Here is a 15,083-nt window from a genome sequence, read left to right as displayed (position 1 = left end):
ACATTCCCTTTTTTCTCTGGGTAACCTGTCGCGGGGGTCCCTCCCCTCCGGGGGGGGGCTTTTGTGGGGGGCCCCCCTTCCCCGGCCTTTTTCGGGGTTTCCCCCGCTATTGGGCCGGGACAGGCGACGCATCAAAGTGAAGGCGACGCGGCCTCGGCAGGCTGTGCCTGCTGCTGCACCTCGATCGGCGCAGCCTCCACCGGCGGTGCCACCGGTTGCGAGCCCTGGCTGTCATCCAGCACCGGTGCCACTGCCGCCTCGTCGGCCGGAGCAGCTGCGGCAGGCGCTGGCGTCGCCTCGACCAACGGCGCAGCTGGCGGTGCTGCCGGTGCCGGCGCGACCGGTGCCGCCGTGGCCTGTTCCGGCAGCCCCAGGGCAGGCGCCGGCACGTCTGCCTTCGGCGCAGGCTCCTCGACCTTGGCCTTGCTCTGCTGCTTCGGTTTGGGCTTGGGCAGGTAACTTTCCACCAGGGCGAAATAGCGGTCGTAGAACTGCGCCGCCGTCACCGTCTCGCTGGCCACCTTGACCATCGAATCGTCGCTGGAGCCGATCGGCATCGACACCGAACCCAGTACCCCCACGCCCAGGCTGGCGGAGGTATTGGATTTTTTCAGCGCATAGCGGTCCTGCAAGGCGTTGGCGAACATGGTCGAGCGCTGTTCGTCGCTCACATCCGGCGCGCAGGTGACGTTGAAGCTGATCTGCAGGTGGTTCTCGCTGTTCTGCTGGAAGCTCTTGTTGCCCATCACCTGGTTGGCGCCGCTGCTGGTGATGATATAGCCCTGGCTGAGCAAGGCACGCCGGGCAGCCTCGCAGGAGCCGGCATCGCTCACCGGGAAGCTGCGCGAGAAGGTGCCCGAGTCATCGAAGTTCTCGTGCTCGTAGACGGCGGCCTTTTTCGAGGAACAACCGGTCACGCCCGCCAGCACCAGGGCCAGCCCGAGCGCACCAAAGACGGAAGATCTGGTCATTGCGAATTCCGGGTATGTCGAGAGGGTGCCTATTGTGCAACACACAGGCTGGCACAGGAACCGCTGATCGGTGAAGAGTCTGTCAGATTCGTGTAAATCTGGCTCAAGGCCGGGGATGCCCCAGGCGCAGAAACGAAAAAAGCGACCCTGAGGTCGCTTTTCCGTGCTTCGAGGCGTTCAAGGGGCCTCGAGGCGAAGATGGCGCAGCGGACGGGACTCGAACCCGCGACCCCCGGCGTGACAGGCCGGTATTCTAACCGACTGAACTACCGCTGCGTATCATTCAGGCTTGCGCCCGATTGAAACCTGGGTCTGCCCTTCCGGCGCGGAGGCCTCATGGCAGGCACAAAAAAAGCGATATCGTGATCGCTTCTCTTGTGTTTGCTTCGAGGCGTTCAAGGGGCCTCGAGGCGAAGATGGCGCAGCGGACGGGACTCGAACCCGCGACCCCCGGCGTGACAGGCCGGTATTCTAACCGACTGAACTACCGCTGCGTATCGTTCAGGCTTGCGCCCGATTGAAACTGGGATCAGCCCAAGGCGTTTTGCCTTGTGGCTTCAGACCGGTGCCAGGCACCCATCTGTTACTGAAAAATGGCGCAGCGGACGGGACTCGAACCCGCGACCCCCGGCGTGACAGGCCGGTATTCTAACCGACTGAACTACCGCTGCGCAGTGCGTTCCTCTCTGGCCATTCGGCTTCTTGCGAAACCTGAAGCACCAGGAACATCTCAGGAAGTGGTGGGTGATGACGGGATCGAACCGCCGACCCTCTGCTTGTAAGGCAGATGCTCTCCCGGCTGAGCTAATCACCCTCGCGATGTTGCTTGTTGCGTTTGCTTCGCTGAGGCCGCGAAATTTACGCAGATGGCGAAGCTAAGTCAATAGCCCCGTTGGATTTTTTTCAAAAAAGGCAAAAGCGGTGCGGTTGTCTGTGCTGGCCTCTTCGCGGGTAAACCCGCTCCCACAGGTACTGCACAGGTCTTGAGAACTGTGCAGTACCTGTGGGAGCGGGTTTACCCGCGAAGAGGCCGGTACAGGATATGCAGAATGCTCAGGTATAGATCATCTTGCGGGTCATGCCGCCATCGACCACGAACTCCTGGCCGGTGACGAACCCCGCCTGGCGCGACAGCAGCCAGGCCACCAGGGCCGCCACATCTTCCACCGTCCCTACCCTGCCCGTCGGGTGCTGGGCATGGTCGGCTTCGGTCAGCGGTTCGGCGCGGCGCTGCGACGGGTCGCGGGCATCGATCCAGCCCGGGCTCACCGCATTGACGCGGATCTCCGGGCCCAGGCTCATGGCCAGCGCGTGGGTCAAGGCCACCAGGCCGCCCTTGCTCGCCGCGTAGGCCTCGGTATCGGGCTCGGACTGGCGCGCCCGGGTGGAGGTGAGGTTGACGATAGCCCCGTTGTGCGCGCGCAGGTACGGCGCACAATGCTTGGCCAGCAACATCGGGCCGTTGAGGTTGACCGCCAGCACCCGGTTCCACTGCGCCAGGCTCAGGCTTTCCAGGGTCTGGTTGTGCGGGTTGGCGATCGCCGCGTTGCACACCAGCGCGTCCAGGCGACCGAACTGCCCCAGCACCTCGGACACCCCGGCACTGACCTGGGCCTCGTCGGCAACGTCCATGGTGATGAACCAGGCATTGTCACCCAGGGCCTTGGCCACCTTGGCGCCGCGCTGGCGGTCGAGGTCGCTGAGCACCACCTGCCAGCCTTCGCAGATCAGCCAGGCGGCAATACCCAGGCCGATGCCGCGCGCGGCACCGGTCACCAAGGCCACCCGGCCATTATGGCCGGGCGTGGCGCCGCCGATTTCGATCACAGCGCCGCCAACCCGCGCGCCAGGTCGGCCTGCAGGTCGGCCACGTCTTCCAGGCCCACGGCCACGCGGATCAGGCTGTCGCGGATACCGGCAGCTTCACGCTCCTGCGGCGTCAGGCGGCCGTGGGAGGTGGTGGCCGGGTGGGCGATGGTGGTCTTGCTGTCACCGAGGTTGGTGGTGATGGAAATCACCCGGGTAGCGTCGATGAAACGCCAGGCGCCTTCCTTGCCACCCTTGACCTCGAAGCTGACCACCGCACCAAAACCACTCATCTGGCGCTTGGCCAGTTCGTGCTGCGGGTGGCTCGGCAGGCCGGCGTAATGCACCTTCTCCACGCCCTCCTGCTGCTCCAGCCATTCGGCCAGCACCTGGGCGCTTTCGCAGTGCGCACGCATGCGCAGGCGCAGGGTTTCCAGGCCCTTGGTGAAGATCCAGGCGTTGAACGGGCTGAGGGTCGGCCCTGCGGTGCGCAGGAAGCCCACCACTTCTTTCATCTGCTCGGCACGGCCGGCCACCACACCGCCCATGCAGCGGCCCTGGCCGTCGATGAACTTGGTGGCCGAATGGAATACGATGTCGGCACCCAGCTTGAGCGGCTGCTGCAGCGCCGGGGTGCTGAAGCAGTTGTCGACCACCAGCATGGCGCCACGGGCGTGGGCGATTTCGCTGAGGGCGGCGATATCGACCAGTTCGGCCAGCGGGTTGGACGGCGATTCGACGATCAGCAGCTTGGTGTTGGCCTTGATGGCCGCTTCCCAGCCGCCCAGGTCGACCAGTGGCACGTAGTCCACCTGCACGCCAAAGCGTTTGAAGTACTTCTCGAACAGGCTGATGGTCGAGCCGAATACGCTCTGCGACACCAGCACATGGTCGCCAGCGCTGCACAGCGACATCACCACGGCGAGAATCGCCGCCATGCCGGTGGAGGTGCCCACTGCCTGCTCGGCGCCCTCCATGGCGGCCAGGCGCTCCTCGAAGGCCCGCACCGACGGGTTGGTGTAGCGCGAATAGACGTTGCCCGGCGTTTCACCGGCAAAGCGCGCAGCGGCGTCGGCCGCCGTGCGGAACACGTAGCTGGAGGTCAGGAACAGCGCTTCGCTGTGCTCGGCCTCCGGTGTACGGTTTTGACCGGCGCGCACCGCCAGGGTGTCGAAACCGACACCCTCGAGGTCACTGTCCAGTCGTCCGGCATCCCATTGATCCGTCATGCCGTCGCTCCCGAAGTCAGTTGTTGTAGAGGTCGATGATCGCGCTGACGGCCTGGTTCTTGACCTTGGCCAGGTCATTACGGGCCTGCTCGATGCGCTCGAGGTAGGCTTCGTCGATATCGCCAGTGACGTATTCACCGTTGAATACCGCGCAATCGAACTGCTCGATCTTGATCTTGCCGCCACCGACCGAGTCGATCAGGTCCGGCAGGTCCTGGTAGACCAGCCAGTCGGCACCAATCAACTCGGCCACCTGTTCGGTGGTACGGTTGTGGGCGATCAGTTCGTGAACACTCGGCATGTCGATGCCGTAGACGTTGGGGTAACGCACCGCAGGGGCGGCGGAGCAGAAGTAGACGTTCTTGGCGCCGGCTTCGCGGGCCATCTGGATGATCTGCTTGCAGGTGGTGCCGCGCACGATCGAGTCGTCCACCAGCATCACGTTCTTGCCACGGAACTCCAGTTCGATGGCGTTGAGCTTCTGGCGCACCGATTTCTTGCGCGCGGCCTGGCCGGGCATGATGAAGGTCCGGCCGATGTAGCGGTTCTTGACGAAGCCTTCGCGGAACTTCACGCCCAGGCGGTTGGCCAGCTCCAGTGCCGCAGTGCGGCTGGTGTCCGGAATCGGGATGACCACATCGATATCATGCTCCGGGCGCTCGCGCATGATCTTGTCGGCCAGTTTTTCACCCATGCGCAGACGGGCCTTGTACACCGACACGCCGTCCATGATCGAGTCCGGGCGGGCCAGGTAGACATGCTCGAAGATGCACGGCTGCAGCTTCGGCGCTTCGGCGCACTGCTTGGTGTACAGCTGGCCTTCTTCGGTGATGTACACCGCTTCGCCCGGCGCCAGGTCGCGGATCAGGGTGAAGCCAAGCACATCCAGGGCCACGCTTTCCGAGGCGATCATGTATTCCACGCCTTCGTCGGTGTGACGCTGGCCGAACACCACCGGGCGGATACCGTTGGGGTCACGGAAGCCGACGATGCCGTAGCCGGTGATCATCGCCACGACCGCGTAACCGCCGACGCAGCGGCTGTGCACGTGGGAAACAGCGGCGAACACGTCTTCTTCGGTCGGCTGCAGCTTGCCGCGCACCGCCAGCTCATGGGCGAACACGTTCAGCAGCACTTCCGAGTCGGAGTTGGTGTTGACGTGGCGCAGGTCGGACTCGTAGATCTCCTTGGCCAACTGCTCGACGTTGGTCAGGTTGCCGTTGTGCGCCAGGGTGATGCCGTACGGCGAGTTGACGTAGAACGGCTGGGCCTCGGCCGAGGTCGAGCTGCCCGCAGTCGGGTAGCGCACGTGGCCGATGCCGATGCTGCCGACCAGGCGCTGCATGTGGCGCTGTTGGAAGACATCGCGCACCAGGCCGTTATCCTTGCGCAGGAACAACCGGCCGTCATGGCTGGTCACGATACCGGCAGCGTCCTGGCCGCGGTGCTGGAGGACCGTAAGCGCGTCATACAGCGCCTGATTGACGTTCGACTTACCGACGATACCGACGATGCCACACATGCGACGCAACCCCTACTTTGACGAAACTTGAGTGAATAGCGCTCAGGGCTTTGCCGGCCCGAGCAACTGTTCCTTGAACGGAAGATCAGCCGGAGTGCCGATCAGCCCACTGGGCGACCACTGGCCGGTAAAACCCAGGATCAGGTTTTTCGACCAGTCGGCGACCAAGAGAAATTGTGGTATCAGGCGAGATTCCTGCCACCAGGTGTCTTGTTGAACCGGCCCCAGGCTGATCAGCCCGATGGCCACCACCACCAGCAGGGCCCCGCGCGCGGCGCCGAAGGCCATGCCGAGGAAACGATCGGTGCCGGACAGCCCGGTCACGCGAATCAGTTCGCCGATGAGGAAGTTGAGCATGGCCCCCACCAGCAAGGTGGCGACGAAAAGAATCGCGCAGCCGGCGATGACCCGCATCGATGGCGTCTGGATGTAGCTTTCAAGATACACCGAGAGCGAACCGCCGAACATCCAGGCAACCGCGCCGGCAATGATCCAGATGAGCAAGGACAAGGCTTCCTTGACGAAGCCGCGCTTGAGACTGATCAGTGTGGAGACGGCGATGATCGCGATGATCGCCCAATCAACCAAGGTAAATGCCACGGCGCTGCCTGCAGACGTTTGAGGCGGCGCATTTTACCAGAGCGGTGGGGGGTTGGGTAAGCGGAATGTCAGACAGATTGGTGTTGGCCTCATCGCCGGCAAGCCGGCTCCCACGGGGACTGCACTGGACTTGAAAGCAGTGCGGTCGAGGGTGGGAGCTGGCTTGCCGGCGATGGGTGGCAAAGCCGCCCCTGGGGGGTATCAGCTGCGCTCAGGCTGGAAGCGCACCACAAAGCCCTTGAGGCTGTTCTGGCGATTGACGGCGTCACGTACGCGTTCGGCCTCGGCGCGCTCGATCAGCGGCCCCACGTACACGCGGTTCATGCCACCGGCTGAGCGGATATAGGCGTTGTAACCCTGGCTACGCAAGGTTTGTTGCAGTTTCTCGGCCCCGGCACGGTTGGACAGGCTGGCCAACTGGATCGTCCAGCTGACCGGCAGGCCATTGACATCGATCTTCGACGGCGCGGCCGCCTTGGCTGCCGGCTGAGGCTCGACCTTGGCCACGGGCGCCTGGGGCTTGGCGGGCTGCGCCTGCACCTGAGGCTGGGTCTGGGTCTGAGGCGAGGGTGTAATCGGCTGGCTGGGCGCGGTCGCCGGCGCAGCGGACTCGTCCACCACCACCGGGGCCTCTTGCGGCTCTTGGGCAATGGCCTGCGGCTCCGGCACGGCGACCGGCTCCACCTTCACCTCCGGGAGGTTTGGCATGGCCGGCGCCTGCGGGGCTTCGACATGCACCTGGCGCATCTCGTCCTCGCGGCTGAACAGCATCGGCAGGAAAATCACCGCCAGCGCCACCAGCACCAACGCACCCACCATGCGCTGCTTCATCCCTTTGTCCAGCACTGCCATCTACTCCCCCTCCTGGGCGTGCTGCGCCAGCCATTCCAGTGCCTGGGCAACACAGAAAAACGAACCGAACAGCAAGATCTGGTCATCCGCCGTAGCCTGCGCGCACTGCCCTTCAAGGGCAGCATCGACGCTGGCATAAGACTTCACCGCCGCACCGAGGTTCGTCAAGGCTGCTGCCAGCTCTGCCGCCGGTCGGCTGCGCGGGGTGTCCAGCGGCGCCACCGCCCAGTCATCGACCAGGCCCTGCAGCGGCGCGACAACACCGTCCAGGTCCTTGTCGGCGAGCAGGCCGAACACCGCCAGGCGGCGCCCCTTGAGCGGCCGGGCCGCGAGGCGCCGGGCCAGGTACTCGGCGGCGTGCGGGTTATGCCCGACGTCCAGCAGCAGCTCCACCGGCTTGCCCTGCCAACTCAGCAGACGGCGGTCTAGGCGCCCGGTGATGCGGGTATCCAGCAGTGCCTGGCGAAGCTGCCCGGCATCCCACGGCAGGCCGGTCAGCAGGTACGCCTGCAGGGCGACCGTGGCGTTTTCCATGGGCAGGTCGAGCAACGGCAGATTGTGCAGCGCTACTTGCGCGCCATCCGCTGCAGTACCGCGCCAGCTCCAGCTGCCATCGGCGCTGGCCAGGTCGAAGTCACGCCCGCGCAGGAACAGTGGCGCGGCCAGTTCGGCCGCCTTGTCCAGCAACGGCTGCGGCGGGTCCAGGTCACCGCACAGGGCCGGTTTGCCCTGACGGAAGATACCGGCCTTTTCGAAGGCCACCTGCTCGCGGGTGTCGCCCAGGTAATCGACATGGTCGACACCGATGCTGGTCACCAGGGCCAGGTCGGCGTCCACCACGTTGACGGTGTCCAGGCGGCCACCAAGGCCCACTTCCAGCACCACGGCATCCAGCTGCGACTGGTAGAACAACCAGAACGCCGCCAGGGTACCCATCTCGAAGTAGGTCAGGGAAATGTCGCCGCGCGCCGCCTCGACGGCGGCGAAGGCTTCGCACAGGCGCTCATCGCTGGCCTCGTGGCCATCGATCAGCACCCGCTCGTTGTAGCGCAACAGGTGCGGCGAGCTGTACACGCCGACCTTGAGCCCCTGGGCACGCAGCAACGAGGCCACGAAAGCGCAGGTCGAGCCCTTGCCGTTGGTGCCGGTCACCGTCACCACCCGCGGCGCCAGCTTGCCCAGCCCCAGCCGGGCCAGCACCTGCTGCGACCGCTCCAGGCCCATGTCGATGGCCGAAGGGTGCAACTGCTCGAGGTAGGCGAGCCACTCGCCCAGGGATCGTTGTTTCATCACGCGACGGCAGCCGCCTCACGCGCCTGTTCCGGGGTTTCCTGGCCGGTCATCTGGGCCAGCAGGCGAGCCAGACGCGGGCGCAGTTCGCCACGCGAGATGATCAGGTCGATGGCACCGTGCTCCAGCAGGAACTCGCTGCGCTGGAAGCCTTCTGGCAGCTTCTCGCGTACGGTCTGCTCGATCACGCGCGGGCCGGCGAAGCCGATCAGCGCTTTCGGCTCACCGACGATCACGTCACCGAGCATGGCCAGGCTGGCGGAAACGCCACCGTACACCGGGTCGGTCAGTACCGAGATGAACGGGATGCCTTCTTCGCGCAGGCGCGCCAGTACGGCCGAGGTCTTGGCCATCTGCATCAGCGAGATCAGCGCTTCCTGCATGCGCGCACCGCCCGAGGCGGAGAAGCAGACCATCGGGCAGCGATGTTCCAGGGCATAGTTGGCCGCACGCACGAAGCGCTCGCCGACGATGGCGCCCATGGAACCGCCCATGAACGAGAACTCGAAGGCGCTGACCACGATCGGCATGCCCATCAGGGTGCCGCTCATGGAAATCAGTGCGTCTTTCTCGCCGGTCTGCTTCTGTGCGCCAGCCAGACGGTCCTTGTACTTCTTGCCATCACGGAACTTCAGGCGGTCGACCGGTTCCAGGTCGGCGCCCAGCTCGGCACGGCCATCGGCGTCGAGGAAGATGTCGATGCGTGCACGTGCGCCGATGCGCATGTGGTGGTTGCACTTGGGGCAGACATCCAGGGTCTTTTCCAGCTCCGGACGATACAGCACGGCCTCACAGGCCGGGCATTTGTGCCACAGGCCTTCAGGCACCGAGCTCTTCTTCACCTCGGAACGCATGATCGAAGGGATCAGTTTGTCGACTAACCAGTTGCTCATGCTTTCTTTCTCCAGTATTGGCAGGCGGGGGGCGGTGTCGCCGGCCCTGCCCTGCCCTTGAGCTCAAAATCTTATGAAACGATGAGGGCGCGGCCGCCGGGGCTTCCGGCGCACCAGGCCATCGCTAATGGGTTTTTGCCGCCACAGGCACAGGCGGCTGCCCCGCAGGGCTGCGAAAGCTATGGACGATGGCGCGCAGCCAGCCGTCACATCTGCCATCACGCCTGTTTCACCGCACGCAGGAAGGCCTCGATCTTCGCCGCATCCTTGATGCCCTTGGCCTGCTCCACGCCGCCACTGACATCGACCGCGTACGGCCGCACCTGAGCGATGGCCTGGCCGACATTGTCGGCACACAGCCCACCGGCGAGGATGACCGGCTTGCTCAGGCGCGCCGGCACCAGCGACCAGTCGAACGCCTCACCGGTGCCGCCAGGCACCCCCGGCACGAAGGTATCCAGCAGAATGCCGCTGGCGCCGGCGTAACGCTGACAGGCCGCCTCCAGGTCGTCGCCCGGGCGCACGCGCAGGGCCTTGATCCAGGGGCGATGGTAGCCTTCGCAGTCCTGCGGGGTTTCGTCGCCGTGGAACTGTAGCAGGTCCAGCGGAACCACTTCGAGGATCTCGTTCAGCTCGCACCGCGAGGCGTTGACGAACAACCCGACCGTGGTCACGAACGGTGGCAGCGCGGCGATGATCGCCCGCGCCTGGCGCACATCCACGGCGCGCGGGCTTTGCGCATAGAAGACCAGGCCGATGGCATCGGCGCCCGCTTCGGCAGCGGCCAGTGCGTCTTCGATGCGGGTAATCCCGCAGATCTTGCTGCGAACGTTGCTCATGGACAGCGAACCCTGCTCGTTACGGTGAAAGGCCGGATGTTAGCAAATGCCTTTTGCGCCGTCAGTCTGCCAATGCCTCGTAGCCGGTCAAAAAGTGTGGGCCGATGTAACGCTTGGGCAACGCGTACTCCTCGGGGTACTCCACTTGCACCAGGTAGAGCCCGTAGGGGTGCGCGGTGACCCCGCCTTCACGGCGGTCGCGCCCTTCCAGCACCTCGCGCGCCCAGCTGACCGGGCGTTCGCCGGCGCCGATGGCCATCAGCACGCCGGCGATGTTGCGCACCATGTGGTGCAGGAAGGCGGTGGCGCGCACATCCAGCACGATCATCTGGCCATGGCGGGTGACACGCAGGTGATAGATGTGCTTGATCGGCGACTTGGCCTGGCACTGGCTGGCGCGGAAAGCGCTGAAGTCATGGGTACCGAGCAGGTACTGGGCGGCTTCGGCCATGCGCTCGACGTCCAGCGGGCGGTGGTTCCAGGTGACTTCCTCGGCCATGTGCGCCGGGCGGATCGGGTCGTTGTAGATGACGTAGCGGTAACGCCGCGCACAGGCCTTGAAGCGGGCATGGAAGTCGGCCGGCATTGGTCGCGACCAGGCCACGCTGATGTCGTGCGGCAGGTTGAAGTTGGTGCCCATGGTCCAGGCGCGCTCGTCGCGCACGGCACGGGTGTCGAAGTGGACGATCTGCCCGCAGCCGTGGACGCCAGCATCGGTGCGCCCGGCGCAGATGACCGAGATCGGCTCGTTGGCCACCTTGGACAGGGCCTGTTCCAGAGCCTGCTGGACACTGGGCACGCCGCTGGCCTGGCGCTGCCAGCCACGGTAGCGCGCGCCTTTGTATTCCACACCCAGGGCGATGCGGGAGTAGCCTTCGGCCGCGGACTCGGCGGCGGCAGTGTCGATGATGTCCAAGAGCATGAAACCTGTGGGGTGTACGAAATGGCGGGGATTATAACGACAACGGCAGCCGTGTAGGGCTGCCGTTGAATGTGCATTGCCTTTGATGGCCTCTTCGCGGGCTTGCCCGCTCCCACAGGCCTCACTTCAGGTCGCGTGAGAAACCTGTGGGAGCGGGCGAGCCCGCGAAGAGGCCGGCCCTGCTTACATCAGACTAACCGCGAGAGCATGTCCTCGGCTTCCTGGCGCTGGCTGTCGTCGCCATCCTTGACCACTTCGTCGAGGATGTCCCGCGCGCCCTGGCTGTCGCCCATGTCGATGTAGGCGCGGGCCAGGTCCAGCTTGGTGGCCACTTCATCGCTGCCGGAGAAGAAGTCGAAGTCCAGGTCGTCCAGCGGCTCGGGCTCAGGCTGGGCAGCGGCGTCTTCGCTGGTGAAGTGCGGCTCCAGCGACGGCGATTCGAGGCTCTGCGACAGCTTGTCGAGTTCGGCGTTGACGTCGTCCAGCTCCGAGGCAAAGCTCTTGGCCGCCGGCGAATCGTCTTCCAGCGACAGCGACAGGTCGAAGTCGGACGGCAGGTCGAACTCGGAAAGCGGGTCGAATGCCGGCACGCTGTCGAAGGCGGCCAGTTCGGCGGCGACATCGACCGGGGTTTCATCGCCTACAGCCGGGGCGGCGGGGGCTACCGGCTCACTGACATCGAGGTCGAAATCGGACATGTCGACAGCGGGCTGCGACTCGGCCTGGGCCTGGGCCAGCATGGCCTCGAAATCGGCGTCGGCATCGGCCTGCAGCTCGGCATCCACGGCAAACGGTTGCTCTTCCGGTTGAGCTGATTGCTCATCCAGTACCGACTCGTCGAATGCAGGCTGCGTGGCCAGCGGATCCTCTTCGGGCAGGTCTTCACCGAGGCTCAGATCGAAGGCGCTGTCCAGGCTGTGCTCATCCAGGGCGTGCTCGTCCAGACCGGTAACATCGAGCGTGGGCACTTCATCGAAAGCATCCAGCCCTGCCTCAGGCTCCGCTTGCGCCAAGGTCTCTGGCTCAAGCGGCATTTGCGGCTCATACGCCGGCACGTCATCCTCGGCCGCCAGGTCATCGACCACTGGCGCTTCAGGCTGATCCTGCAGCAGCTCCTGCACGTACTGCTCATCCATCTCGGCAGCCAGCGCTGCCGCGCCCAGGCCGGCGGCGGCCAGGCCGATCATGGCCGGGTAGCGTTCTTTCAGTTCGGCAACCGCGGCGCTGTTCTGCTCGCTGCCCGGCAGCTTGCGCTCCTGCTCGGCGAACGCGCTCTGATCACCCTGGCGGGCGTACACGCTCATCAGTTTCAGGCGCAGGTCGTCACGCTGCGGCGCGGCGGCCACGGCAGGCTCCAGCAAGTCGCTGGCGCGGTTCAGGCGGCCTTCGGCCAGGCATTGCTCGACCTCCGCCAGCAGCGCGGCGTACGGGTCGGCTTGCGGTTCAGGCTGCACTTCGACGGCTGGCGCAACGGGTTTTTCCGCAGCGGTGGCGGCGGCAGCCGAAGCCGCGACCACGGCCGGCGACAGGGTCACGCTTGGCGCCGAAACCTCGACGCCCTCGAGGCTGGCGCTGTCGTTGTCGAAGCCAGTGTTCTGCTCTTCTTCCAGAGCCCGCGCCATGCGCAGGTGCTTCTCGGCTTCCTGCTGGGCCTTGCGCTTGCGCGCCAGCAGCAGCAACAGCAGCAGCAAGACGAGGAAGGCGCTGCCGGCAATCAGCCCCAGCAGCAACGGGTTGCCGGTGATTTCATCGATCATGCCGCCCGGCTGTTCGGTGACTACGGGCTCGCTGGCCGGCAGCGGCTTGGGCGCGGTATCGACGGTGGCCGGCGCAGGCTGGACCACCGGCTGCGCCGGTGCGGCCGCGCCCTGGGCTTCAAGGCGGGCCAGTTGGTTGTTCTTCAGCTCGATCAGACGCTGCAGCTTGTCCAGCTGGCTCTGCAGATCGGCCATGCGGCTTTTCAGTTCGTCATTGTCGCGACGGCTGGTGTCCAGGCTTTCCTGGGCCACTGCCAGCTTGTCGTTGAGGGCCTTGGCCTGGTCGGCACCGGCCTGGTTGCCCGGGCTGACCAGGCGCAGGTTGTCGCCCTGGGCGATACGTGCCGGCGCTGCCTCGGCGGCACCACGGCGGGTGGCGTCCAGCTGGCGGGCGCGCGGGCCCAGACGGCGGCCTTCACGCCAGGCAGCGTACTGCTCGGCCACCTCGGCGGTCGCCTCGCCCTGCGGGATGCTCTGGATCTGCTGCTGGTCGGGCAGGCGCAGCACCTGGCCAACCTTCAGCTGGTTGATGTTGTTGCCGATGAAGGCGTCCGGGTTCAGCGCCTGGATGGCGATCATGGTCTGCTGGATCGAACCACCCTGGGTGTTGCGCGCGGCAATCTGCCACAAGGTGTCGCGACGCTGGGTGGTGTAGCTGCCGGCAGCGGTTACCGCTGGCGCGACATTGCCCGCCGCCGGCTTGTCGCCCTGGGCCTTGGCCTGGTCGAGCAGCACGCTGTAGTCACGCAGCAGGCGGCCTTGCGGCCACATCACCTGAACCAGGAACTTGACCACCGGCCCCGGCAGCGGCTGGCTGGAGGTAACCCGCAGCACGCTCCTGCCGTTGGGGTTGATCACCGGCGTGAAGGTCAGGTCTTCGAGGTAGGTCGGCAGTGCGACCCCGGCCTTGCTGAAGTCTTCCGGCGGCGCCAGGCTCGGCGCCACTTCGGCGGCGGTGAGGTCGCGCACGTCAAGCAGTTCGATCTCGGCGTCCAGCGGCTGATTCTGTGCCGACTTGAGGGTCAGCTCCCCCAGGCCCAGGGCATTCGCCATACCCGACGACAGCGCCGAGGCGGCAGCCATGGCCAGAACCAGTTTGCGAATTCGAAGCATGACCTCTTCCCTTGTATGAAGCGTCCTGAAACCTGCATGCGGAGCAGGACAAAAGTGCTCGTCAGTATCTTTTACGGCATGTGTTTAATCAACAATTGCGCCACCTGCACGGCGTTGAGCGCGGCGCCCTTGCGCACGTTATCGGTGGTCAGCCAGAGGTTGAGCTGCTGGTCTTCATCAATACCGTGCCTTACACGACCAACATAGACCACGTCTTGGCCTACTGCGTCACCGACCGGGGTCGGATAATCGTCGCGCTCGACCAATTCGACGCTGTCAGCCGCTTCGAGGGCCTGGTTGACGGCCGCCAGGTCCACCGGGCGACGGCTCTGCACCGCCACACTGAAGCTATCGCCGAAAAACACCGGGACTTGAACGCAGCTCACGGAAATCTTCAGTTCAGGCAGCCCGAGCAGCACGCGCAGTTCGCTGACCAGGCGGCGTTCCAGCGCGGTGTGGCCGTGCTCATCGGCAGCGCCGACCTGGGCCAACAGGTTGAAGGCGACCTGGCGGTCGAAGAAGCGCGGCTCCAGGGGGCGGGCATTGAGCAGTTCGGCGGTTTGCCGGGCCAGTTCGCTGACCGCTTCACGGCCTTGCGCAGACACTGCCAGCGCGGCCATCACCTGTACCCGCTCGATGTCCAGCAGGCCCTTGAGCGGCGCCAGCGCGACGGCCAGGGCTACCGCTGCCGAGCAGGGGCTGACGATACGCGCTGGCAGCGCCAGACCCGCCAGGCGTTCGGCGTTGGCTTCGGGCACCAGGGCCAGGGCGTCGTCCAGGCCGGCGGACAGGTCGATGACCGTGCAGCCGGCCTGCAGCGCCTTGCTGGCGAAGCTGCGGCTGACGGCGGCGCCGGCGGCGAAGAAGGCCAGCTTGACCTGGGCGAAGTCGAAGCTGTCCACTTCGCGCACCTTCAGCTTCTTGCCGGCGAACATCACGCTGCTGCCGGCCGATTCCATGCTGGCGAGCAGGTGCAGGGTGGCGACCGGGAAGGCCAGCTCTTCGAGGATTTGCACCAGGGCTTCACCGACGCTGCCGGTGGCGCCGACGACGGCGATGTCCAGGGGGTGGGTCATGGAAGGGCTCCTTCTGCTGAAAACGGCGGGGGCGGCACTTTACTCGGATTGTAAGGTTTTGTCTGTGCCGGCCCAAACTCCCGCTGCTTGGCTCTTGCTCTTGCTCTTGCTCTTGCTCTTGCTCTTGCTCTTGCCGTTGATCTTGATCTTGATCTTCGCGACTTCAGGAGGCCGAACGCAGGCCTTGCGGAGGGAGGTGACGGGCATGGATGC

11 protein-coding genes, 4 tRNA genes and 1 pseudogene are annotated in these 15,083 nt (G+C 65.4%); all 16 read right to left on the bottom strand.

Going from position 1 to position 15,083, the window contains the following annotated elements; translation table 11 throughout:
- Positions 1 to 131: 131 nt before the first annotated feature.
- The 16 genes and pseudogenes from C6A77_RS23845 to C6A77_RS23765 all read right to left on the bottom strand — a co-directional run bounded on the left by C6A77_RS23845 (position 132) and on the right by C6A77_RS23765 (position 14,870).
- Complete coding sequence (locus tag C6A77_RS23845) at positions 132 to 971, bottom strand: DUF2242 domain-containing protein (protein ID WP_114171820.1); 840 nt, start codon at positions 969 to 971, stop codon at positions 132 to 134.
- A 199-nt stretch (positions 972 to 1,170) separates the two neighbouring features.
- A tRNA-Asp gene (locus C6A77_RS23840) sits at positions 1,171 to 1,247 on the bottom strand.
- A 141-nt stretch (positions 1,248 to 1,388) separates the two neighbouring features.
- A tRNA-Asp gene (locus C6A77_RS23835) sits at positions 1,389 to 1,465 on the bottom strand.
- A gap of 100 nt (positions 1,466 to 1,565) precedes the next feature.
- Positions 1,566 to 1,642: transfer RNA gene (locus C6A77_RS23830), tRNA-Asp, on the bottom strand.
- A gap of 67 nt (positions 1,643 to 1,709) precedes the next feature.
- Positions 1,710 to 1,785 (bottom strand) — tRNA-Val (locus tag C6A77_RS23825).
- Positions 1,786 to 2,024: 239 nt separating this feature from the next.
- Complete coding sequence (locus C6A77_RS23820; RefSeq protein WP_114171819.1) at positions 2,025 to 2,798, bottom strand: SDR family oxidoreductase; 774 nt, start codon at positions 2,796 to 2,798, stop codon at positions 2,025 to 2,027.
- Positions 2,795 to 4,006 carry an O-succinylhomoserine sulfhydrylase gene (locus C6A77_RS23815; protein WP_114171818.1) on the bottom strand — a complete coding sequence of 404 codons (1,212 nt, stop codon included), beginning with the start codon at positions 4,004 to 4,006 and terminating at the stop codon, positions 2,795 to 2,797. Before C6A77_RS23815 ends, C6A77_RS23820 begins: the two co-directional genes overlap by 4 nt.
- A gap of 16 nt (positions 4,007 to 4,022) precedes the next feature.
- Positions 4,023 to 5,528, bottom strand: a complete 1,506-nt coding sequence (gene purF / locus C6A77_RS23810) for an amidophosphoribosyltransferase (protein ID WP_114171817.1) — start codon at positions 5,526 to 5,528, stop codon at positions 4,023 to 4,025.
- A gap of 42 nt (positions 5,529 to 5,570) precedes the next feature.
- Entirely contained in the window at positions 5,571 to 6,128 is a 558-nt protein-coding gene (locus tag C6A77_RS23805) for a CvpA family protein (RefSeq protein ID WP_114171816.1), read from the bottom strand.
- Between the two features lie 201 nt (positions 6,129 to 6,329).
- A complete protein-coding gene (locus tag C6A77_RS23795) occupies positions 6,330 to 6,980 on the bottom strand; it encodes an SPOR domain-containing protein (protein ID WP_114171815.1) in 651 nt (216 codons plus the stop codon).
- Positions 6,967 to 8,270, bottom strand: a pseudogene (gene folC, locus C6A77_RS23790) (bifunctional tetrahydrofolate synthase/dihydrofolate synthase); the annotation flags it as partial. The pseudogene folC and the gene C6A77_RS23795, both read right to left, overlap by 14 nt.
- A complete protein-coding gene (gene accD, locus C6A77_RS23785) occupies positions 8,270 to 9,163 on the bottom strand; it encodes an acetyl-CoA carboxylase, carboxyltransferase subunit beta (protein WP_013971609.1) in 894 nt (297 codons plus the stop codon). The gene accD and the pseudogene folC, both read right to left, overlap by 1 nt.
- A 218-nt stretch (positions 9,164 to 9,381) precedes the next feature.
- Positions 9,382 to 10,002, bottom strand: a complete 621-nt coding sequence (locus C6A77_RS23780) for a phosphoribosylanthranilate isomerase (RefSeq protein WP_114171813.1) — start codon at positions 10,000 to 10,002, stop codon at positions 9,382 to 9,384.
- A 61-nt stretch (positions 10,003 to 10,063) separates the two neighbouring features.
- On the bottom strand, positions 10,064 to 10,924 hold the full coding sequence (gene truA / locus C6A77_RS23775; protein WP_114171812.1) for a tRNA pseudouridine(38-40) synthase TruA: 861 nt from the start codon (positions 10,922 to 10,924) through the stop codon (positions 10,064 to 10,066).
- A 188-nt stretch (positions 10,925 to 11,112) separates the two neighbouring features.
- Positions 11,113 to 13,794 carry a FimV/HubP family polar landmark protein gene (locus C6A77_RS23770; RefSeq protein WP_114171811.1) on the bottom strand — a complete coding sequence of 894 codons (2,682 nt, stop codon included), beginning with the start codon at positions 13,792 to 13,794 and terminating at the stop codon, positions 11,113 to 11,115.
- A 71-nt stretch (positions 13,795 to 13,865) separates the two neighbouring features.
- On the bottom strand, positions 13,866 to 14,870 hold the full coding sequence (locus C6A77_RS23765) for an aspartate-semialdehyde dehydrogenase (RefSeq protein WP_114171810.1): 1,005 nt from the start codon (positions 14,868 to 14,870) through the stop codon (positions 13,866 to 13,868).
- Positions 14,871 to 15,083: the final 213 nt, after the last annotated feature.

The organism is Pseudomonas sp. AFG_SD02_1510_Pfu_092 (genome assembly GCF_003331055.1).
Lineage (GTDB): Bacteria > Pseudomonadota > Gammaproteobacteria > Pseudomonadales > Pseudomonadaceae > Aquipseudomonas.
This window is presented reverse-complemented; position numbering and strand designations above follow the sequence as displayed.